The 23298-nt window shown below is 39.7% G+C and carries 17 protein-coding genes; 13 read left to right on the top strand and 4 right to left on the bottom strand.

Going from position 1 to position 23298, the window contains the following annotated elements; genetic code table 11:
- The first annotated feature begins 84 nt into the window (after nt 1-84).
- The 4 genes from BCL90_RS21610 to BCL90_RS21595 all read left to right on the top strand — a co-directional run bounded on the left by BCL90_RS21610 (nt 85) and on the right by BCL90_RS21595 (nt 7152).
- A complete protein-coding gene (locus BCL90_RS21610; RefSeq protein WP_121287111.1) occupies nt 85-2751 on the top strand; it encodes a valine--tRNA ligase in 2667 nt (888 codons plus the stop codon).
- Between the two features lie 239 nt (nt 2752-2990).
- Complete coding sequence (locus BCL90_RS21605) at nt 2991-4346, top strand: Gfo/Idh/MocA family protein (protein ID WP_121287109.1); 1356 nt, start codon at nt 2991-2993, stop codon at nt 4344-4346.
- 94 nt (nt 4347-4440) lie between these two features.
- Complete coding sequence (locus tag BCL90_RS21600) at nt 4441-5805, top strand: 3-keto-disaccharide hydrolase (protein WP_121287107.1); 1365 nt, start codon at nt 4441-4443, stop codon at nt 5803-5805.
- A gap of 153 nt (nt 5806-5958) precedes the next feature.
- A complete protein-coding gene (locus tag BCL90_RS21595; RefSeq protein WP_121287105.1) occupies nt 5959-7152 on the top strand; it encodes a Gfo/Idh/MocA family protein in 1194 nt (397 codons plus the stop codon).
- A gap of 755 nt (nt 7153-7907) precedes the next feature.
- Here the strand turns inward: BCL90_RS21595 and BCL90_RS21590 are convergent.
- The gene (locus tag BCL90_RS21590; protein WP_121287103.1) at nt 7908-8366 is read right to left on the bottom strand and encodes a type I restriction enzyme HsdR N-terminal domain-containing protein; all 459 of its coding nucleotides are present in this window, start codon (nt 8364-8366) and stop codon (nt 7908-7910) included.
- A 213-nt stretch (nt 8367-8579) separates the two neighbouring features.
- Between BCL90_RS21590 and holA the strand changes: the two genes are divergently transcribed.
- The 3 genes from holA (at nt 8580) to BCL90_RS21570 (ending at nt 13190) form a co-directional block, all read left to right on the top strand.
- Nucleotides 8580-9599 (top strand): DNA polymerase III subunit delta, encoded by a 1020-nt coding sequence (holA, locus tag BCL90_RS21585; RefSeq protein WP_121287101.1) that lies wholly within the window; start codon nt 8580-8582, stop codon nt 9597-9599.
- Between the two features lie 821 nt (nt 9600-10420).
- On the top strand, nt 10421-11155 hold the full coding sequence (locus BCL90_RS21575; RefSeq protein WP_134380712.1) for a hypothetical protein: 735 nt from the start codon (nt 10421-10423) through the stop codon (nt 11153-11155).
- Between the two features lie 7 nt (nt 11156-11162).
- The gene (locus BCL90_RS21570; RefSeq protein ID WP_121287095.1) at nt 11163-13190 is read left to right on the top strand and encodes a plastocyanin/azurin family copper-binding protein; all 2028 of its coding nucleotides are present in this window, start codon (nt 11163-11165) and stop codon (nt 13188-13190) included.
- Nucleotides 13191-14386: 1196 nt separating this feature from the next.
- Here BCL90_RS21570 and BCL90_RS25815 read toward each other — a convergent pair.
- Nucleotides 14387-15007 (bottom strand): class I SAM-dependent methyltransferase, encoded by a 621-nt coding sequence (locus BCL90_RS25815; RefSeq protein ID WP_166792238.1) that lies wholly within the window; start codon nt 15005-15007, stop codon nt 14387-14389.
- A gap of 159 nt (nt 15008-15166) precedes the next feature.
- On the opposite strand from BCL90_RS25815, the gene BCL90_RS21560 reads away from it, so the two are divergent.
- The 4 genes from BCL90_RS21560 to BCL90_RS21545 all read left to right on the top strand — a co-directional run bounded on the left by BCL90_RS21560 (nt 15167) and on the right by BCL90_RS21545 (nt 18288).
- Nucleotides 15167-16159 (top strand): helix-turn-helix domain-containing protein, encoded by a 993-nt coding sequence (locus BCL90_RS21560; protein ID WP_121287093.1) that lies wholly within the window; start codon nt 15167-15169, stop codon nt 16157-16159.
- 551 nt (nt 16160-16710) lie between these two features.
- Complete coding sequence (locus BCL90_RS21555) at nt 16711-17271, top strand: RNA polymerase sigma factor (protein ID WP_121287091.1); 561 nt, start codon at nt 16711-16713, stop codon at nt 17269-17271.
- Entirely contained in the window at nt 17252-17521 is a 270-nt protein-coding gene (locus BCL90_RS21550) for a hypothetical protein (protein WP_134380715.1), read from the top strand. The genes BCL90_RS21555 and BCL90_RS21550 overlap by 20 nt, the downstream gene beginning before the upstream one ends.
- Before the next feature lie 77 nt (nt 17522-17598).
- The gene (locus BCL90_RS21545) at nt 17599-18288 is read left to right on the top strand and encodes an ATP-dependent Clp protease proteolytic subunit (protein WP_121287330.1); all 690 of its coding nucleotides are present in this window, start codon (nt 17599-17601) and stop codon (nt 18286-18288) included.
- Between the two features lie 171 nt (nt 18289-18459).
- On the opposite strand, the gene BCL90_RS21540 is transcribed toward BCL90_RS21545, so the two are convergent.
- Complete coding sequence (locus BCL90_RS21540; RefSeq protein WP_121287088.1) at nt 18460-18867, bottom strand: hypothetical protein; 408 nt, start codon at nt 18865-18867, stop codon at nt 18460-18462.
- Between the two features lie 179 nt (nt 18868-19046).
- Nucleotides 19047-19406 carry a ferredoxin gene (locus BCL90_RS21535; RefSeq protein WP_121287086.1) on the bottom strand — a complete coding sequence of 120 codons (360 nt, stop codon included), beginning with the start codon at nt 19404-19406 and terminating at the stop codon, nt 19047-19049.
- 612 nt (nt 19407-20018) lie between these two features.
- Between BCL90_RS21535 and BCL90_RS21530 the strand changes: the two genes are divergently transcribed.
- Together BCL90_RS21530 and BCL90_RS25810 are read left to right on the top strand one after the other, a co-directional pair.
- Nucleotides 20019-22196: a S41 family peptidase gene (locus tag BCL90_RS21530; protein ID WP_121287084.1), complete on the top strand. Its 2178-nt coding sequence runs from the start codon at nt 20019-20021 to the stop codon at nt 22194-22196.
- A gap of 673 nt (nt 22197-22869) precedes the next feature.
- Nucleotides 22870-23100 (top strand): hypothetical protein, encoded by a 231-nt coding sequence (locus BCL90_RS25810; RefSeq protein ID WP_121287082.1) that lies wholly within the window; start codon nt 22870-22872, stop codon nt 23098-23100.
- The last annotated feature ends 198 nt before the right edge of the window (nt 23101-23298 follow it).

The raw sequence follows: 23298 nt of genomic DNA, 5'->3' as shown, positions 1-23298 counted from the left end.
TACCTGCTTTAGACTTTCAGCTTTCCGCTTACCTGGCTTTGGTCTTTCAGCTTAATTAGCTATTTTTGAATTTTTAATACATTCATGAGCATATCCACCAAGTACAATCCTGCAGAAACAGAAGATAAATGGTATAGCTATTGGCTATCTAAAAAGTTTTTTCATTCAGAACCCGATGAACGCGAACCTTACACCATCGTAATTCCACCGCCAAACGTTACAGGTGTACTGCACATGGGGCACATGCTCAATAATACCATTCAGGATGTATTGATCCGTAAAGCCCGTATGCAAGGCAAAAATGCATGTTGGGTACCAGGAACCGATCACGCTTCAATTGCGACCGAAGCAAAGGTTGTGGCGATGTTAAAAGAACAGGGAATCAATAAAAAAGATCTTTCGCGTGAAGAATTTCTGAAATATGCCTGGGAGTGGAAAGAGAAATACGGAGGTATTATTTTAGAACAGTTAAAGAAATTGGGTGCAAGTTGCGATTGGGACCGTACCCGTTTCACCATGGAAGAAGATCTTTCTGAAGCGGTTATTGATTCTTTTATTCATTTATATAAAAAAGGGTGGATTTACCGGGGTATCCGTATGGTTAACTGGGATCCTGCTGGTAAAACAGCTGTTTCTGATGAAGAAGTGATTCGTAAAGAAGTAAACCAGAAACTCTATTACATTAAATACCTGATTTCGGGAACGGACGATCAGTTTTTAACAATAGCGACTACGCGTCCGGAGACGATTATGGCCGATGCGGCGATCTGTATCAATCCGAACGATGAGCGTTTTACGCACCTAAAAGGTAAAAAAGTTTTCGTGCCTTTGGTTAACCACGAAATTCCGGTTATTGAGGATGAATATGTAGATATCGAATTTGGAACGGGATGTTTAAAAGTTACACCAGCACACGATTTAAACGATTATGAACTTGGTGTAAAACACAATTTGCCAGTTACCGATATCTTAAACGATGATGGAACTTTAAATGAATTAGCCGTTATTTTAGTGGGCGAAGACAGGTTTGTTGCGCGTAAAAAAATCGCCAAAATGCTGGAAGAGGCTGGCCATTTAGAGAAAGTGGAGGATTATAAATCACAGGTTGGTTTCTCTGAACGTACCGATGCCGCCATTGAGCCAAAACTTTCGATGCAATGGTTTGTAAAGATGAAAGAAATGGCGCAGCCAGCTTTGGATGACGTATTGAATGGCGAGGTAAACCTGATTCCGAATAAATTTGAAAATACCTACCGCCACTGGATGGAAAATGTTCGCGATTGGAACATTAGTCGGCAGTTATGGTGGGGGCAAAGAATCCCAGCCTGGTACGACGATAAAGGAAACTGGGTGGTTGCCAAAACCAAAGATGAGGCCTTAGAAGAATTCTGGAAGAAAAAACATCTGGACGAAAGTTGTTCGGATGCTGAAAAAGCAGGGTTCAAACATCAGTTGGAGCCGTTTTTAAGACAAGATGATGATGTAATGGATACCTGGTTCTCATCATGGTTATGGCCGATTTCAGTTTTCGATGGATTTAAAAACCCTGAAAATAAAGATATCAACTATTATTACCCAACCAATGACCTGGTTACGGCGCCTGAAATTTTATTCTTCTGGGTGGCCCGTATGATTATGGCCGGGCATGAGTTTATGGGCAAAAAACCATTTACCAATGTGTATTTAACGGGTATTGTTCGCGACAAATTAGGCCGTAAAATGTCTAAATCGTTGGGTAACTCACCAGACCCGATTGGATTGATTGAAAAATACGGTGCTGATGCTGTTCGTGTTGGGATGTTAATGTCGTCGCCTGCTGGTAACGATTTAATGTTCGATGAAAGCTATTGCGAACAAGGGCGTAATTTCGCCAGCAAAATCTGGAATGCTTTCCGTTTGGTAAAAGGATGGGAAGTTGACGAAAATCTGGTTAACCCTAATACTCAGGCCATATCCTGGTTCGAAAACCGCTTTAACGAAGCTTTGGTAGAAATTGAAGCTAACTTCAAACAATACCGTTTATCAGAAGCATTAATGATCACTTACAAACTGGTTTGGGATGATTTCTGTGCCTGGTATTTAGAAATGGTTAAACCTGCCTATCAACAGCCAATTGATGCGGATAGTTACAAAGCAACTATTGCGTTCTTCGAAAATATCATCAAGTTATTGCATCCTAATATGCCTTTTATTACTGAAGAGTTATGGCATGATGATCTGTTTGCAGATCGTGGTGAACTGGATTGCTGTATTGTGGCCGAATTTCCGAAAGGCGGAACTTTTGATGAACAATTATTGAAAGATGCCGAGGTAATTAAAACTGTGGTGGCCGAAATTAGAAATGTAAGAAACCAGAAGCAGATTTCTCCTAAAGAAGCGTTGCCGTTAAGCATTAAGGTAAATTCTGATCTTGATTACGAAAAATGGTTAAACATCGTTTTTAAACTGGCCAATGTATCAGAAGCGGAGATTGTAAACGATAAAATTGTTGGTGCAACTGCTTTTATGGCAGGGAAAGATGAATTTTTCATCCCACTAACCGAAAACGTTGATGTAGAAGCAGAACGCGAACGTTTAAATGCCGATTTAATTTATCTTAAAGGTTTCTTAAAATCTGTTGATTCAAAACTAAGCAACGAACGTTTTGTGCAGAATGCAAAACCCGAGATTATTGCCAATGAACGCAATAAAAAAGCCGATGCTGAGGCTAAAATCAAAATTATTGAAGAAAGTTTAGCGGTTTTGGGCTAATAATAATCTCACAGACCTATAAGGTTTTTAAAACCTTATAGGTCTTAAATAATCCCTTTAGAATTTTTTCTAAAGGGATTTGTCTTTTTCATCCATTCCCCATCTTCCATTTCCTTTCTAAATTGTTACCAAAGCCGGTCCTTTTTATTAAACTAAAAGTCCTAATTTGGATGCTGTTAAACATCTTATAAATCGTTTAACGCATAAGCTATCTAACCTTATTTAAACCGTTTTATTCTATGGAAAATTCCAGAAGAAAATTTATTAAACAATCAGCAGTATTTGCTGCAGCAACCTATGCAGGTACCATGGGCATGAGCGCCAAAAGTTATGGACGCATCATCGGTGCAAATGATCGGGTACGTGTTGGTGTTGTTGGATTTTCTGATCGCTTTAAAGACACCCTTTTGCCTTGTTTCCTTAACCACAACAAGGAACTCAATTTCGATATCGTTGGTCTTTCTGATTTATGGAACTACCGTAGAGATTTAGGGATTGCCCATTTAAAAGAAAAATTTGGTCACTATATTAAAGCCTGCCGTAACAACGATGAGCTTTATGCTACAAAAGACCTTGACGCTGTAATTATCAGTACCGCCGATTTTCAGCACGCACTTCATACCATAGAGGCGGTAAAAGCCAATTGCGATGCGTATGTAGAAAAGCCCTTTGCCGAAACCATGGACGATGCCAAAGCTGCATTTAAAGCCGTTAAGGCCAGCAAGCAGATTGTGCAAATAGGTTCGCAGAGAAGGAGTGGAGAAAATTATATCAATGCGGCAAAATTTATACAGGATGGAAAATTCGGGCCGATCACTGCTGTAGATTTAGTGTGGAATGTAAACCAGCCCGGCAGGTGGCGCCGACCAGATTTAGTAGCTAAATTAAAAGAAGAAGATATTGATTGGAAAAGGTTTTTGTTAAACCGTCCGAACGAGGCTTTTGATCCGAGAAAATATTTAGAATACCGTTTATTCTGGCCCTATTCATCAGGTATGCCCGGGCAATGGATGAGCCACCAGATTGATACCGTGCATTGGTTTACCAATTTAAAACATCCACGGAGTGTAGTGGCAAACGGCGGTATTTATACCTGGAAAGATGGCCGTAGAAACTGGGATTCGATGGTTGCCGTATTCGATTATGGCCAGCCAGATACTACCGATGGCTTCCAGGTTACTTTTACTTCAAGGATGCAGAATAGTGTGGGCGATGTAGGCGAGGTTTATTACTCGAATGGTGGCGAGCTCAACCTGATTACGAATAAAGTATCGCCAAAAGGTGGTTTAAGGGAAAAAGAAGCTGCAGCCATGGGATTGAAGGCTAATCTTTTGCCTGAGTTTGATTTAAGTAAAAGCGAAATTAAAGCAGCCACAGGTGCCAATATGGGCGGTGATGGATTAACCTCTGGCCACATGCGCAACTGGATGGAATGTGTACGTAGCCGTAAAACACCAAACGCACCTGTAGAAGCTGGTTATTCACACTCTATTGCCAATATCATGACCAATGCTGCGGTACGAACAGGTGCAAAAGCAGTTTTCGATGAAGGCAGACAAGAAGTAATAGCAAACGGAAAAGTATTTAAGTATTAACCTATTAAAACTATACAATACGCTTTATGCCCCAATAGAACACTTGGTTAAGATGTTCTCAGGTGACTTAGGTGGTTAAATAATAAAACCTATCATGTTAAATTTTAAAAAATACAGTATTCTAGCCCTTTCGCTAATTAGTTTATCAGCCGCTGCTCAAAAAGCAAAACCACTGTTTGATGGTAAAACACTTACCGGCTGGAAGGCTGTTGCTGGCGCTGCTCCATACAAGGTTGAAGATGGAATGATTGTGGGAACAATGACCAAAGGCACACCAAATTCATTTTTAATCACCGAAAAAGAATACGGCGATTTCATTTTGGAACTGGATGTAAAACTCGAAGGTGAAACCACCAATTCTGGCGTGCAAACCCGTAGCCATATTAAAACAGAAGGAAATAATGGTAAAGGATTGGTTTTTGGCAGGCAGGTAGAAATAGACCCTACACCAAGAGCATGGACAGGTGGTATTTACGACGAAGCCAGAAGGTTGTGGCTTTATCCTTTAGAACTTAACCCATCGGCAAAACCATTGTATAAAAAGAATGAGTTTAACCATTACAAAATCGAATGTATTGGTAACGAAACCAAAACCTGGGTAAATGGAACACCTGTTGCCTATGTGATTGACACCTTGGATCAATCAGGATTTATCGGTCTGCAGGTGCATGGCATTGGCAATAACCTCGATAATGATGGTAAAAAAGTTTATTTCAAAAATATCAACATTCAAACTGAAGGGCTAAAGGCCAAAGCTTTTCCAAAAGGAATTTATACGGTTAATTTAATGCCAAATACTTTATCTGCTTACGAAAAATCGGAAGGTTATAAACTATTGTTCGATGGTAAAAGCAGTGCAGGTTGGGTTGGTGCTTATAAAACTACTTTTCCTGCCAAAGGATGGAAAATTGCCGGTGGTGTAATCAGTGTTGAACCATCTGGGGGCGCAGAATCGACCAACGGCGGCGATATTGTAACTAAAGATGAATATGCTGCTTTTGATATGTCTTTCGAGTTTAAGCTAACGCCTGGTGCCAATAGCGGTGTAAAATATTTTGTTACCCTGAGCGAAAAGAACAAAGGCTCGGCCATTGGCCTGGAATACCAGGTTTTAGATGATGAATTGCACCCTGACGCAAAACTGGGCAGAGATGGAAACAGAACCTTAGCTTCGTTATACGATTTAATGACTTCGAAAAAAGAAGCCCGTTATCTACGCCCAATCGGCAGCTGGAACAATGGACGTCTGGTGGTTTATCCTGATAAAAAGGTAGAACACTACTTAAATGGGGTTAAAGTGTTAGAATATACGCGTGGCTCTGAAGAGTTTAAAAAATTGGTTGCCATCAGCAAGTATAAAGATTGGAAAAACTTTGGCGAAGCACCAAAAGGACATATCCTGCTGCAGGATCATGGCAATAAAGTAGATTTCAGGACCATTAAAATCAAGAATTTATAAGTTTTTGATTTGAAAATGAGTGCAAGTAGCCTGGACAATTTAACCACAGATGTACACAGATTAACACGGATTTATATCTGTGTGTGTATCCTTTTTATCTGTGGTTAATGTTTCTACCTGTAAAGAAATAAAATATTTTAATACTGTTATATCATGCGTCGTCGATCTTTTGTTAAAACATCAGCCCTAATAGGTTCCGGTTTATTTTTGGGCAATCAGGGTTTTGCAAATTTAGTAGCTGGTGAAATCATTAATGTAGCCATGATCGGTTGTGGCGACCGGGGCAAAGGAGTTTTGTCGGTAATTAAATCAATGCCTGCAAAATATAATATCAAAGCCTATTGCGATTTACTCGACTTTAGGCTTAAAGAGGCCGAAAAATATGTTCCTGCTGATGCAAAACCTTTAAAAGACTACCGCAAAGTTTTAGACGATAAAACAATTGATGCGGTTTTTATTGCCACGCCTTTAAGTGAACATTTCAGGATTGCAAAAGATGCAGTGCTGGCCGGTAAACATGTATATGTAGAAAAAACCATGACATACAATATTGTCCAGGCGCTCGAACTTAAAAAGCTGGTTAAACAATATCCCAACCTGGTTTTTCAGGTGGGCTATCAGTATCGTTATTCGCCCCTGTATTTTAAGGTGAAAGATATGATTCAAAGTGGTTATTTAGGTAAGGTTAGCCAGATCGATTGCCGTTGGGACCGTAATGGAAATTGGCGCAGGGCTGTTCCGGATCCGGCTTTAGAGCGTAAAATCAACTGGCGTATGTATAAGGAATATTCTGGCGGATTAGCGGCCGAACTGTTATCGCACCAGATCGATTTTATCAATTGGGCTTTCGAAACCCAACCTGATGAAATTATGGGTTCGGGAGGCATAGATGTTTTTAAGGATGGCCGCGAAACTTATGATAACATCCAAGCCATTCTGCGGTATAACGAAAAAGGCATGATTGGCAACTTTGGGGCCACTTGTGGCAACGCGCATGATGGTTATCTGTTTAAAATAAAGGGTACCAAAGGTTCGGTTTCTTTGCTTACCAATACCGGCTTATTTTATCCTGAAGAAAGTACCAAAAAAGAGTTAGGTATTGTTGATGGGGTAACCGGGGCTACAAAAATCGTGGTGAATAAAGATGGCGGAATCCCGATTTTAGATAAAGCCACCATAGATGGTACGAATTATGCGTTGGATGAATTTTACAAATCGATAACCACCAGGAAAGAACCCGCATCAAATATCAATACCGGAACCCAGGCGGCTATTTGCGTGGCCATGTGTAACGAGGCGATTTATAGTGGTAACAAACAGGTTTGGAAGCCGGAATACAGTATTTAGATCATATTCTCTTTTGTCATTCTGAACGAAGTGAAGAATCTTTAAGTTTCGGTCGGTGAGACACCAACCGATAGATGAATATAGTATATAGGAATTATCATCTAATACAGTCTGCAAAAGATCGTCATTTCGAGCGGAGTGCAACGCAGTCGAGAAATCTATTCAGATAGATATCTCCGTTCCGCTGCGCTTCAGTCGAGATGACGAGTTTTTCTTAGAAAAAAGCTCTTCATTTTTCTAATAATTGGTGCCCCACCAACCAGAGAGAACTGTTATTCTCCTTTTATTTTGCATATGCTAATAAGTTTCGGTCGGTGAGACACCAACCGATAGATGAAATACTCATGATTTTTTTTGGAAAGCAATTGTTGTGGTTGGTTTTAAAGTTAGTCCTGCTTTTCATTACAAGTCCTCGCTGCGCTGTGGGCTTTACATTTCAATCAGGTTTAGATTCGGAAGGCTTTTGCTGCTATTGAAGGTTGAATAGCATGATTTAAAAAGAGCGCTATTTTGCTATTTGCAACCCCTAATAGCAATGCTGGCTGTGCCACTTAAACCCGATCAAAGCGGGATCCCGACTTAAAGTCGGGAGAAGCGGGAGCGGGACTGAATAAACCTAAATGCTACTGTTTTCTGCTTTCCAAAAAAAGCATTATAATACATTAATACCTTTTTAAGATCGCTTCGTGATTCGTAATAACGGTCAATAAAGATCCTTCACTATGTTCAGGATGACAAAAAAGGAAATTCTTGCACTACAGCCCCAAATATTCTGGCATTTCTTCTACAAAATTAAAGCTGCCCTTTTCCGTATCCATCCTGGCATAAACATGCTGCAAACCATTGGTTAGCACAATCCACCTGGCCTGATGTATCGAATTATACCGCGAGGCCTGATCAAAAACCGATTGTGTAATTTTTACCTTTGGTGCCTTACATTCAATCAACATCAGTTTTTCGCCAGCGGTATTGTAAACCAAAATATCGCTTCGTTTTTGTAATTGGTTTAATACCAAACCACCTTCAATCTGGATCAATGTACGTGGAAATTTCTTCTCTAAGATCAGGTTTTGTATAAAATGCTGACGCACCCATTCTTCGGATGTAAGCACCAGGTGTTTCTTTCTCAACTCATCGAAAATAAATACCACATCATCCTTTTGAGTAATTTTAAATGGGTAGGGCGGAAGGTTAAGCGGGGTAGGAGTGAACATTTCAGTTTTCAGTTGGCAGTTTTCAGTTTGCAGTTAACAGTTGTATGTCTCTTAACAATGCAACAATAAAACAATTTATCAATTATTGCAGCTTCAAAGTTAGTTAATTTTGGATTATGCCATGAAGTCTCCAGTCTAATGTCTCAAATCTCATATCTATAAATTATAAACATTTACCCAAATCCTTAAACCTAAATTGTAATTTTACGGGCAATGACTGCTGCCGAAATTATTAAAGATATCAAAGCCCGAAAGTTCAAACCTGTATACTTATTGCATGGTGAAGAATCTTATTACATCGATCAGGTGACTGACTATATCGAAGATAAGCTGCTGAATGATGCCGAAAAAGGTTTCAATCAAACGGTTTTATATGGAAAAGATACTGATATGGCTACGGTTTTGGGTGCTGCAAAACGTTACCCGATGATGTCTGATTATCAGGTGGTGATTGTTAAAGAAGCGCAGGATTTAAAGTGGGGCAAGGAAGACAGTTCAAAAGAAGGCGAATTTGTACTCAATTATTTCGAAAAACCGCTACCGAGTACCATTTTGGTGCTGGCCTATAAATATGCCAATTTCGATAAACGAAAAAAAATCTATAAGGCCATTAATAAAAGTGGACTGATTTTTCAGTCAGATCCTGTGCGCGATTATAAACTGGTGCCCTGGATCGAAGAATTTATCAAAGAAAAAGGTTACAAGATCGATCAGCAGGCCTCGGCTTTAATGGCCGAATATTTGGGTACCGATCTATCCAAAATTGCCAACGAAATCGAAAAGTTAATGCTCAATGTTTCGAAGGAGGTAACCATTAATACCGACCTGGTTCAGAGAAATATAGGCATCAGTAAAGAATATAACGTTTTCGAATTGCAGAAGGCACTGGCCATCCGCGATGTGCTAAAATGTAATAAAATTATCAATTACTTCGCCAGCAACCCTAAAGCCAATCCAACAGTAATGGTTTTGGCCAATTTAGGCGGTTATTTTACTAAACTTCTAAAATACCATTATATCCCTAATAAGGCCGATGCTGCATCAGCATTGGGTGTACCGCCATTCTTTATTAAAGATTATGAGGTAGCGGCCAGAAATTATAACACGGGGAAAGTTTTCCAGGTGATCGGTTTACTCCGTGAATATGATTTAAAAAGCAAAGGATTAGACAGTACCGGCAATGTTGATGATGGAGAACTCTTAAAAGAGCTGGTTTTCAAGATCGTTCACTAATCATGAAGCGACAGCATATGCTGAAAATATAATGTGTTTTAAAAGATGTTAAGCGAAAATTATTAAATAAAGCTCACGACAAGCTGAGCTCAACATTACAAACCCATCCTAAGATCATCATTTCAACCTTAGCGGAGAAGTCTACCTGCGCTAAATCCTTAATTATTGTGGGTTAATCTGATAACAATATAAGATTTTAATAATTAGTCTTCTAGCTGCTGCCCTGTCTCATTAAGTTAAGGGATAAATTCGCAAAAAGATGTCGCCCTGAGGGATAATTTATTTTATAAAAATCAATATAAATGACGAACAACTGATGTCTTTTGCCATACGTCACGATCTTTGCCTCGGCTCGCCGCCGCCGAAGGGCTCTTTCTTTTTGGTGTCAAAAAGAAACAAAAAACACCGGCTGAAAATTTTTCTTTTGAAGCCGGTTGTTCGGCCAGAACAGTGCGGCCCGAAAAATTTGTTAGGCCGGATTTAAGTAGAACGGGGGGTACCTTGCTATGGCCTAGCTGGATGGAAATGCAAAAAGGAGTTAAGTTGTTGGTTAATAACGATTTGTGGAATAACTTCAATGGTAAAGTAATCTAAGGACATTCATTTGCGATTTATCGATCTCAAGAGTCTAAAACTATGGAGTGCTTAACCTAATGGCATTAAGCCGCTGCTACCGTTTGCATTTAAGTTTAATATTCTGAAAATTAATGTTTTGTGTAGTTTAGGGATAATTGTTTTAACAGAATTTTTGTAAACTAACATGCTAATGATATATTTGTTATGCAACCGATTGTTTTGTTGCTTCTTAACCAGATAAAATTATGATCTATAAACGAATGATGTGCTGCCTCGCACTTCTCACCTGCTGTGCAGCCTATTCTATGGCCCAAAATGTTAACCCCTATGTCATCAACGCAGCAAACAAACCCTATTTATTGCGAAGCTTCCTGATGTTTGAAGGAAAAAAACGTACCCACGTGATTTCTGTAGGTACGCCCGAAAAGGTAAACTATGCTTACGATTTAAAACAGGGTGCCTTGCTGGAGGTATGGCGCGGAGATTTTATTGATGCGACCGAAATGTGGAAAGACAGGGGGGAACCTCAGATTGCCAAACCTTTAGGTACTGTCTTGCCACTTTCTGCTGCACCTGCCCTTGCCGCACTGGCTGATAAGGATGCTGCATGGCCTGATTCTATCGCTTTTGACGACCTTCAAAATAAGGGTTATGTTTTAGACAAGAGCAAAATGCCTGCATTTTTATATACGGCTAATGGCGCCGATGTAATTGATAAAATAGTTGTTTTAGATGGCGGTGCAGCACTCAGCCGTACGATTCTTATTAACAATAGCAAGAAGCCGCTTTATTGTCGTATTGCAGTAGGACCAGACATTGAAGCACACAAAAACAATACTTATACTGTTGGCGATAAAGCTTATACCCTAAAACTGGCTGATGGCACCAAAGCTTTTATCAGGAAAACCGAAAAAGGCAAAGAGCTACTGGTACTGCTGGCCAATGCTACCGATTCGTTAACCTATTCACTAACCTGGTAATTAAGACATGAAAAAATCAACATACTTATTGTCGCTTTTGTTACTGGGAACTGGCCTGGTAACGGTAAAAGCACAAACACAAACAGAGAAACAGATTTATCCCATAGTAACCGTTCCAATTCCAAAAGAGATAGCACTTGAAGTTGGTGGGATGACCTTTTTACCTAATGATGAGCTGGCTGTAGCTACCCGCAAAGGTGAAGTTTGGATTATTACCAACCCATACATGAAAAATGGGCAACAACCCAAATACCGCTTGTTTGCACACGGCATGCATGAAGTATTAGGCTTAAATTATATCAAAGGAGATATTTACCTCACTCAGCGCGCTGAGATTACGCGCCTGCGCGATCTGGATGGCGATGGAGAAGCCGATGAATATAGCACCATGTACTCGTGGCCATTATCAGGCAATTACCATGAATATGCGTATGGTCCCATCCTGGATAAAGATGGCAATATGGTGGTTACCCTTAACCTGGGCTGGATTGGTTATGGTGCCAGTTTATCTAAATGGCATGGCTGGATGCTCAAATTCACCCCTGATTTTAAGTTAAAGCCTTTTGCAACCGGTTTCCGCTCGCCTGCAGCAATGGCGCTAAATAGTGACGGTGAAATATTTTACGCTGAGAACCAGGGCGACTGGGTAGGCTCGGGCAGCATTATGCATGTAGAGGAAGGCGATTTTGTAGGCAATCCGGCTGGTTTAAAATGGTCAGATGAGCCAGGGTCTCCGGTTAAGTTGCACAAGAAGGATATTCCTGATACCGGCGAACCCGAATTCGAAGTTGCCAAAAGGGTACCGGGACTAAAAACCCCTTCTGTATGGATTCCGCATTCGATTATGGGTAACTCAACATCCGGCATTCTGAATTATTCTGATAATGGTAATATGGGGCCTTTTAAAGGACAACTTTTTGTAGGCGACCAATCGCAGAGTAACATCAACAGGGTATTTTTAGAAAAAGTTAAAGGTGTATACCAAGGTGTGGTATTTCCTTTTCGCCGGGGATTTTCTTCGGGCATTCTCAGAATGAACTGGGGCTCGGATGGTAGTATGCTGGTGGGGATGACTTCAAGAGGATGGTCATCTACAGGAAAAGCCGAATACGGGCTGCAGCGTTTAACCTGGTCGGGTATTATGCCCTTTGAGGTGCAGACGGTAAAGGCCCAGCCCGATGGTTTCGAGCTTGAATTTACCATGCCGGTTGATGAAAAAACAGCCCGCGATGCCAGCACTTATAAACTCTCCACTTTTACCTATAAATACCACCACATTTATGGGAGTCCGGTAATCAATCAATCGGCACGTAGCATTAAAGCCATTGTAGTTTCTCCTGATCATAAACGGGTGCGATTGGTGTTGGATAGCTTAAAAGAAGGCTACATTCACGAAATCAAAATGGAAGGATTACGTGCTGAAAATGGCAATATCCCTTTATTGCACGATTATGGATATTATACCATGAACAAAATTCCCGATGGAGAAAAGATGGCGCTAACTGCCGAAAATAAACCCATAGGCAATGCGCCGGCCGCACACCATAAGGAGGGCATGGACCATCACCAAATGGGCAATATGCCAGCAGCCGGTGGCGCAGTTAAAGGCAATACCGATGTTGGGAAACATGTTACCGAGCAACCAGAAAACTGGACTAAAGGACCTGATAAAAATATTGTATTGGGCACCAAGCCAGGGCTGAAATTCGACATCACCAATATTACCCTAAAGGCAGGTACCAAAGTAAAATTAACCTTTAAGAATGTGGATGATATGTTGCATAATTTTGTGCTTACCACACCTGGATCGGGTAATGCGGTAGGTGAAATGGCATTGAAAATGGGCCTTGATGGCGAAAAGTACGATTTTGTTCCTGCAACACCTAAGGTGCTGGCCTATACGGTATTGCTACAGCCCGGAAAATCAGATACGATTTATTTTACAGTACCTAAAACACCTGGTACCTATCCTTTTATTTGTACCTATCCGGGCCATTATATGGTGATGAAAGGCCAGATTAAAGTGATTAAATAACATTAGCGCTTAACAGCAGAATGTCAAAAAGCAGATTGAATGTTGATTTGAACATTTAATCTGCTTTTTTTATACCTTAATTTTTAATGTAGTTGCTTTTGTGTAATGCTCTAAAAAAAGATCGTCATTATAAGGAACAAAGCAATCTTAATGCGCACGCTATTAGCGATCGTTTTAAGATTGCTTCCCCGAAAATCGGGGCAGGCTGTCGGCTGAAAAAGCCTTCTCGCAATGACGATCCTGCGGGGAGATTTATTTCCATTAAATTCTACTGTCATTTATATTGATTTTATACAATGAATTACCCCCGTTATGTCCGTAGTTTAAGCATAGCGTCTTTATGGATACAAGAATAAAATTGAGCTTATAAACTTAATAGAAACGAGTCATAGACTCTTTTCTATTATTAATCCATAGCGCCCTTCGGAACGCTACGGACAGACACGAACAAATTGCATTCTGCTGCCCGTGCCAAAAACTACGAAGCTCTTTTTTGCCCGCTTCACCATAATTTTTTATATTAGGTTAATCAAAAGCGATGATAACCCAAATCAATCCGTCTGATTAAATATCCCCTAAAAAAAAATATTCCAAGTCCACCTTTATGCCACATTTACCCCACGTTTATGCCACCTTCCGGCCAGGCTTGCCTTACACCTGCTTGCACACTGCTTAACCCTTGCTTTGGTTAAGTGATACCCCTGGTTGAGATCAGGTAGATCAAAGATTTACGTCGCTTTAGATCGGCAGGTTAATAATAGCTAAATAATAGGTAAAGGGAAAGTTATCTTAAGGTATTGTTGTTGTATCACTGTGTCGGAGCAGCCTGGTTAAAGAAACCCACTCTGTGTGTAGCGTTAAGCATAGCGTCTCTATGGATGCAAGAATAAAATTGAGTGTATAAACTCAATTAAAACGAGTCACAGACTCTTTTCTATTATTAATCCGTAGCGCCCTTCGGAACGCTATGGACAGGCACGGGGTCGTCATTTCGAGCGGACCCGATGGCTATCGGGGTGTAACGCAGTCGAGAAATCTGTCCAGATAGATCTCTCCACTTCGCGTTGCTCCGGTCGAGATGACGACCATTCTATTGGAGTCTGTCAATGTTAGCGTAGTCGAAGGTATCTTTTCGCAATTTATCCATCAACTTAATGATATCAGACTTGTGCTTTATGTGAATATCACCAGATCAACTATTGTTTCTGACCTGATACCATGATAAACGGTTTGGTGATTTCCTTTCCGTTCTGATCGATTATCGTTTCCGTTAATTTCTTTACTTCAATTTTTGCAAATCCCGATTGTTTGAAAAACGACTTTACTTCATCAATCTCGTAAAATGTAAAATCGAGCTGTGTCCAGGGCAGGCCGGCACCAAAGTTTTTTTCAACAAAGGCCAGGTTCATTTTTCCTTCTGGTTTTAATACGCGGTAGCTTTCAGATAAGTATTTTAGCGGATCAGGCCATAAATAAATGGTGTTGGCTGTGAAACAACAATCAAAGGAATTATCCTGTAAATTGAGTTCATTATCTGTTATTTTAATCAAATCTACCGGATTACCATTAGTTTCAACTATAGAAAAGGCTTCTTTTATTCCAGCTTCAGAAGAATAAGTGCCTGTATAACTTAAATTCTCTACCTTTTGGAACAGGTAAGAGAGGTGTTCGGTGTTCGTTGGGCCTATTTCTAATACATTTGCATCCTTTTTTAAGGGTAAATGTTGTAAAAGTTTAAAAATTAGACTGTTTTTAGGTGGGAGAGTGTCAATTTTTTTATCTAGCGTTAATGTATTTTGGTCTTCTTGCTCTTCCATGATAAAGTAATTAACATCTTGCGGTGCATTTCGCAATTGGGGCAAAATTGAAAAATAGCTGCTGTACGCTTTTACATCAAAAGGATTTTCTTTTACATAAAATCGAATTGTGGATAACCCAATAGCATTATTCCGGCTTTTTTTGTGATAATTGCCATTATGGGAATCAATGTTGGGAAGAATTACGGGGCCTGGAAAAAGGTAGGGGGCAGATTTGATGATCTTTCCGTAAGTGGGGGATTGGTTACAGAAAGAAAGGAGAAACACAGTTTTTCTTTTAGCGATGCGGAATTGGTGCAGATCAATATCCCTGGTATTTATATTGTGTACGGCGACATCCTGTTTAAACAACACCAGATGTATTTCAGGCCTACCTATGATGTGCCGGATATGATTAAGCTGCGTTTTACGCTCTCTGGCAATGGGACCATCTTTAACGACGTAAATAAACAGCAATACACCTTTAATGCTAACCAGCAGAATATAATTTACATGCCTGAACTTGATGGTACAGGCCAATACGATACCGGCCAGAGCTACCGCTTTTTTGAAGTGCATTTTGCTAAAGAAAAGTTTTTGCAACTGGCAGAGCACTCTACCAAAGCATTACAGGTTCTGGCAGATCATGTAGATACTGGTTGTTATACACAGCTTGGGGAGCAAAACCTCCCTATTTCATGGGCCATGCAGCACTGCATCCGCGATATTCTCGATTGTGATTATCCGGAAGGCTTGAAACATATGTTTATCGAATCGAAATGTATTGAGCTGCTTGTGCTCCAGGCCGAAGCTTTTGAGCGGGCCAATAAGCAAAAAGAACCTGCAGCTTTACATTCTGCTTACGATAGGGATTGCATTTATCATGCGAGGGATTACCTCATCGAGAATATCCACCAGCCACCATCCGTTGCAGAACTGGCTAAAGTATGCGGCCTTAATGAGTTTAAACTTAAACAAGGTTTTAAAGGGTTATTTGACAATAGCATATTCGGTTATCTGAGCGATTACAGGCTTAACCATGCAAAAGAGCTACTGCTGGAAGGCCTATCCATAAAATCAGTGGCATTTATGCTCGGTTATTCCTCTGTACAGCATTTTAGCAACGCCTTTAGAAAGAAATTTGCCGTAACGCCGGGTAAGTTGAAAGGTTAAGATGGGAATTGATTAATGCGGTACAGTATGAATTCTTCTTCCGCTCTATGCCGCGGGGGCATGGTACTTTGGAGCGCCAAAGTACCCAAAGCGCTTCGTCAATCCAGCAATGAGCCTTTTGCACAATCCCATGCGCATCAAAAAAACAGCGGCACTTCGTTTTGTGTTCAATATTTTTTTAAAAATTTAAATCATCGTTATGAACACAAAACCACTGCGTTTCAGGTTTGTCAGTGCCAATTTACCTGAACTGCACCTGTTTTTTTGATTTCCCCGGCTCTTGGGATTGACGGGCGTGCTTCGTTAAGGGCTGTGTTATTTCAAAGCAAGCTAGCATAATGCCTAAACTTTCCTTAAAAGAGAATTGTCCACAAGGTAGTATTAATATTGTTTCGGTAAGGGTTGTGTTTTTTCTAAGCAAGCTGGCATTAGGCTCCAGACAATTTTTACAATATGTTTCCGAACAATAGGTTAACGCCCCAAAAAAATAATTACTAATTTTAGGTGATATCTGATCAAAAATTTCCACATACTATATAAACATAGTAATCATGACGGTAACATCCATCAAAGAGAAGCCCAGCCAACGCGAAGCCCTTTTTATGAAACTCTACAAAGAAGCTTTCCCTTTGGTAGCAAGGCACGTAAGCAAGATGGGTGGATCATTTGAGGAAGCGAAAGACATTTTTCAGGATGCACTGGTGGTGTATTATGAGAAAGTGCAGGTTTCAGGACTGAAGCTGAAGTACCAGGAAAAAGCCTATTTATTTGGGATTGCGAAATACTTATGGATCAAACGTTATCAGGAAAACGACAAACATGTTACCCTTGATTCGCTTGCTCTTGTTTTTAATAAAGAGATTGATTTGGCAGATACCGGGTACGAGGAAGTTTCTTCAGGGAAACTGATGCATTTACTGGAGCAGGCCGGACAGAAATGTATGCAATTGCTCAGTGCTTTTTATTATGAAAAGCTGGATATGGAAACACTAGCCGGGCGTTTTGGCTTTTCGGGTGCACGCTCTGCAACGGCTCAGAAATTTAAATGCCTCGAAAAAGTGAAAGAAACCGTTAAAGCAAAATCCTTAAAATATGAAGACATCGTTGAATGAGCTCCGTTTAATAGAACATTACCTGCTGTCGGACGTTAAGGATGGAGAAAGTTTCCTGTTCGAAGCCAAAATGATCCTGCAACCTGAACTAAAGCAACAGGTGTACTGGCAGAACAAAACCTACCTAATGGTGCGTGATTATGGCCGGAAGCAGCTGAAAAATGAAATCAATAACATACACGAAACGCTGTTTAATACCGCCGAGCATCAAACTTTCAGGCAAAAGGTAATGCGTTTGTTCCGTAAATAAACAATCAATTTAATTTATACATCATGCGCCATTATGGGGCAGGGGCATCGCTATGCCTGAAATTTAAAATCAATACGATGGATATTAACAAAGAATTCCGCCTTTATGCGGTAAAACACCAGGGCTTAAATAGCCTTTATGTAGATCAGTATATGGGCAGAACCGCTGCTTATACCCTGCCTGTTGCCATGACGCCCTACATTACCGAAGAACGCCAGCTGAATGTGGCACAAATGGATGTTTTCTCGCGGCTGATGATGGACAGGATTATTTTTTTAGGGGAAGCCGTTGATGAGCGGAATGCAAATGTAATACAGGCCCAATTGCTTTTTTTGCAGTCGGTTGATACCAAAAGCGACATTCAATTGTATATCAACTCGCCCGGTGGATCGGTATATGCAGGTTTTGGCATTTATGATACCATGCAATTTATCGCGCCTGATGTGGCCACCATTTGCACAGGCATCGCCCTTTCTATGGGTTCGGTATTGTTGTGTGCCGGTGCTGCCGGTAAACGTTCGGCCCTGCAGCACTCCAGGGTTATGATCCATCAAACCTCGGGTGGGGCAGAGGGAACCGCCATTGATATGGATATCAGGATCAGAGAAGTGTTAAAAGTACAATCAGATCTGTACCATATTTTGGCGAAACATAGCGGACAAAGTTATGAGCGGATCAATGAAATAGCCAGCCGTGATTATTGGATGAGCGCCATCGAAGCAAAGGAATTTGGAATGATAGATGAGGTGTTGACGCGTGGGGAATAGGGTTTTGTTTGATTTAAAAATGTGTTATTAAACATATCTAGCGCAAGTCTTAGCGCTTGGGCCAAAAGCGAAGGCCTGACTTGTGTTTTAAAAATTCTCAATTAAATCTATACTAAGCGCAAGTCATCCAGCCCACTAGCGTAAACGCTAAGACTTGCGCTAGTAATGGATTTATTTTGCAATCGGCTTTTCTAATTGAACTCTCATTTCGTCAAGTTTTTCTAGCTCCTCTCGCATTTCTTTAGAAATTTCTGCAACAGTAGCATTTTCAAATTTCAATTTGCTAAGTAGTCCTTCTAATTTTCTTTGCTTTAGTTTGTTCCATTTTGACCGTGCTTCGAACTTGAAAGTATTTGAAAAAATCAAAATAATTCCTGGCATTGCAGCAATTGCTGACATTTCTTTTAAGTTAAACCAATTTGTTCCTGTATTAACTAAGCCTAATGCACTGAATATAATAGTAATTAAAAACAATAATTGAGCTAAAACATTCTTAACTCTACAAGCTGATTGATGTTGTTTTGTTTCTTTCTCAAGGTATTTCACTAAGTCGTTAAAATTTTCTGATTTTTGATCCATAGCTTTTACACTTTAATTTTTCTTTTATAATATTATTGGCCACATCTAGCGCAAGTCTTAGTGCCCCTGGTCAGAGTATAGGCCTGACTTGTACTTAATAAATCCGTCAATTAAATCTCAGCTACACACAATCTATCCAGCCCACTAGCGTAGACGCTAAGACTTGCGCATGTAGTGTATCATTCTAAATTCTCCAGTTTATAATCGCATTCTGCTTGCATACCTAAATCATAAAGCCGCTTAAGTATTGCTTTGTCTTTACCGCCATATCTAATGCCTGAAATACACGAGACTTCCATTGCATTAATTGCTCTGTCTAATTCGTCAGCAGTAGTAGGTTGTTTCTTAAAATAACAGTGTCCATATTCAATTTTAGAATGTTCCATTAAGTCCGGTGCTTCTGCCTCAGGTGCACCACAGGCAATACAAACCTGGTTCTCTACATAAAAATCTCCAGCGGAATTTTCAGGATACCTTTCTGGTATCGGTATATCATTCTCTTTTGTCTTTTTTGAAAAGATCTTTTTCAGGAATTCCATTTAATATTATGATTTTGTCATTTGAAGTATCTTTTTAAAATCACTGTTGGTTCACAAATATGCGAAACTACGAATTGCCAGCATCTTTAATTGTCCTTACTGGCGTGAGCAATATATTGTTCCTTGCGTCTTTTTGTACAAGTATAAGCCTTATTATTTAAAATTCCAGTACCTATATTTAAGCATTTTAGCTTTTTATGAGGTCGGTGTTAACGAGGTTTCTTATCGTAAATCTTTAGGGAAAAGGTGTAATAAGAACAAACCTTTCGCTGTGGGAAGGTAAGTGGTGATGTAGCGTTGAATGATGTAAAATCGCCTTTAAGGGCAGTATTGAAATAATCAATTAGAATGATCAAACATGGTGGAAAAACGATCAAATTGCTGGTTTGATTAAGAAAGGAGGTATCTTTATCTCAATCTAAGCTCAGAGGCGTTGGAAAATAGTTAGGGCGAGTTTATAGGTATCAGAGTTCGGCTAATATTCGAACAACTAATTTCGACAGAACAGTGATATTGTTATTACAAATGAAGGATATACAGCTTCAATAACTTCAGAAAACAAGAATATTGAAGAAGGTAAAAAAGAATTAAGAAACGTTATTCACAACTTACATGCCGATAAAGAAAATACTAACCCTATTCCTTTTACTATCTCCAGTCTTGGTGCTAGGACAGTTGAGTAACCGCCAAATCAGGAATCTAACAGCATTTTCGAAAATCTACGGCTACGTCCAATATTTTCATCCTTCAGATGAAAACAAACTGGAAATATGGGAAGGGGTGGCGATAAACGGAAGTAGAGCTATGTTAAAGGTGAGTAATGATGATGAACTTATTGATGAACTGAGAAAAATATTTCTTCCAATTGCTCCCACTATCAAAATTACCTTAACTGGTCAAAAAGAAAGTTTTGATATAGATAAACTGAAGCCGAATATCCCTGGTGGTTATAAAGAGATATCATGGCAGCACCTCGGATTTAATCTTTATAGCGGTATCTTAGAAAGGCCTTATAAGAGTATCAGATTAAATCGTACTCCAATTGTAGGAAATGATCGCAATATACAAATACCATTGACCGGCGTATATGATGTATCAGGTTACCGGGGATTAAAATATGATTTTAGCCTCACCACGCGTGTAAACAAAAAGGATGGTGAACCTGCTGAATTAAAAATAGTGAATGGAAAGGATTCAATAGAACTTAAAAACAACATACCTGAGATCCATCACTTCACGGGCACTATAAACAGTTCAGCTGAACTGATCGCATTTGAACTTGCAACAGACCCAAACCTCCCAGTTTCGATTGATAAACCTGTTTTTAAGATTATTGATGGCGACAGATCATTTAGCCCTCATGAAATTTTAAATACAACCCAAAAAACATCTGCCAAACTAACAAAGATTACTTTCGAAATAACAGATCCAAACTATGTACTTTATAGCCAAAAGCTTAAATTTGGCGAGTACCTCGATAAAGAAATTGTTAAGGGCATCAGTGTCGTAATGCCGCTTGTTTTATTAGGCAACAAATCTTCCACTTTCCCCATTGCAACAAACAAAGTAAACGATCATACCGACCTAAACTATAACAAGATTTCGGCATTTGAACATGAGGAATTAAGGATTGCAGATGTAATTATGCTCTGGAACATACTTAGACATTCCTTTCCATACATGGACGATGTAAAAATTGATCAGGAACGTCTTTTAGCTGAAATACTTCAGGAAGCCAGTTTAGCCAAAACCCACACTACCTACATCAAGGTGATTGAACGAATGTGTTCATTTTATAATGATGCACACATGTTTATTTCGATTATGGGAATGGAGCCTTACTACACGCTCCCAATTTCTCTTGTTCGGGCAGATAATAAAATTGTAGTTAAGGAAGTTTCCGATAAACGACTCATGGATAGTATTTTTCCAGGTGACATTATTGTCAAGGTTAATGGAATTCCTGTCGGTAAGCAGGTTGATACATTAATTCAATATGTGTCGGGATCAAAGCAAAAAAAAGATCTGCTTGTAGTTAACCGGCTGTTCAATGGGAAAAAAAATGAAAAAATAGAAGTTACAGTACTTCGACATGGAGATACCCGTAAGGTTGCAATTGAGCGAACAAAAGTATCAGAAGATTACACGCCGGGAAATGCAGGTTATTTACAAAAGGGAAATGGCTGGGTTGCACCGGATATCTATTATTTTGATCTCACACGAAATTCTTTGACAGATCAGAATTTTGAACTTTTAAAGACTGCCAGGTCGATAGTGTTTGATCTTCGGGGATATGTTTTCGATCAGACAATCAGTACAGATTTGATTCCTGCTTTGGCAAGGGACACCATCAGGACCGTACGCTTCTTTAACCCAAAAATTCTTTACCCTGATCTTGAGCATTTGAGTTTTCAGCCGGGTTCCGAGATATATTTTCCTGATATTAAAAATAGATTAACACAACAGGTAATATTTTTGACCAACGCATCTGCCATGAGTGCTTCAGAATCTTTATTGGGACTGATAAAAGACTTTAAACTGGGGATAATTGTAGGAGACGCGACTGCAGGTACAAATGGAGATGTAAATATAGCTTATCTCCCGGGTAATTTAATTGTGTACTACTCCGGGATGTTGGTTAAAAATTCTGATGGGAGCAAGCATCACCTAAAAGGGGTTCTGCCGGATATTTATGTTAGCCAATCCAGAAATTCAGTTGAAAAGCGAGAAGATTTAGTGTTGAAAAAGGCTCTTCAGGTGATTAGAAAAAGATGGAGTAGTCTGAAATGATCTTCTATAACAGGTGTCTTTTGATAGAATCACTCATCTTTTGATTAACCTACGGGTTAAATTGTCTTCTCAACTGGATCGCGTGCCTTTTTCAGGCAGCAGCGAAACGGAGAGATCTTTTAAATCAGGTTTTATTGATCAATCTAATTTAGGAGGTTAAGCTTCTCATTCTAGCTCCAGTCTTAACGCTATGAGTGCTAAGACTTGGCCTGACTTGTATTAGAAAAAAAAGGCTCAATTAAATTACTTCATCAAAGCACAAGTCATCAAGCCCGCTAGCCTAGACACTAAGACTCGCGCTAGTAATGAAAATAATTTAACCACAGATAAAAAGGATGCACACAGATATAAAAATCCGTGTTTATCTGTGCGCATCTGTGGTTAAAAACCTTAACCACCCCGCCCTTTGGGCACCCCTCCTTAAAAAGGAGGGGAGTTTTCCCTCATAGCTGTATAAGGTAAATGGCCAGTTAAAATTTGAACATTTATGCTGTAGCTGCTAAACCGGCAGTTTCATTTTATCTATCGGTTGGTGTCTCACCTACCGAAATTAAATGATATAACCGCTAGTAACCACCCCGCCCTTTGGGCAACCCTTCTAAATCCTATCGTGTGGACACATCTTTTGTTACCTATATATATGTTTTTTTAGTACTTCATTAAGGCGGTCGTCATGCTGAATTTATTTCAGCATCTTTCCAGTTATAAAAAGGCATTTATTTCCAAAACATTAATTAAGCAAGCATTGTCTTTTCCGCTCTATGCCGCGGTGGCATGGTACTTTGGAGCGCCAAAGTACCCAAAGCGCTCTGTCAATCCAGCAATGGGCCTTTTACACAATCCTATACACATCAAAAAAACAGCGGCACTTCGTTTTGTGTTCAATACTTCTTTAAAACTTTAAATTAGCGTTTATGAACACAAAACCACTGCGTTTCAGGTTTGGCAATGCTATTTGTTCTATTCTGCACCTGTTTTTTTGATTTCTCCGGCCCTTGGGATTGACGGCGTTCTTCGGTTAAAACAATGGGTTATTTAAGGAAGCTAGCAAAACGCATAAAAAATTAAACTCAAAAAGATGTGTCCACACGATAGCCTAAAT

Source organism: Pedobacter alluvionis, assembly GCF_003664035.1.
GTDB lineage: Bacteria > Bacteroidota > Bacteroidia > Sphingobacteriales > Sphingobacteriaceae > Pedobacter > Pedobacter alluvionis.
This window is presented reverse-complemented; position numbering and strand designations above follow the sequence as displayed.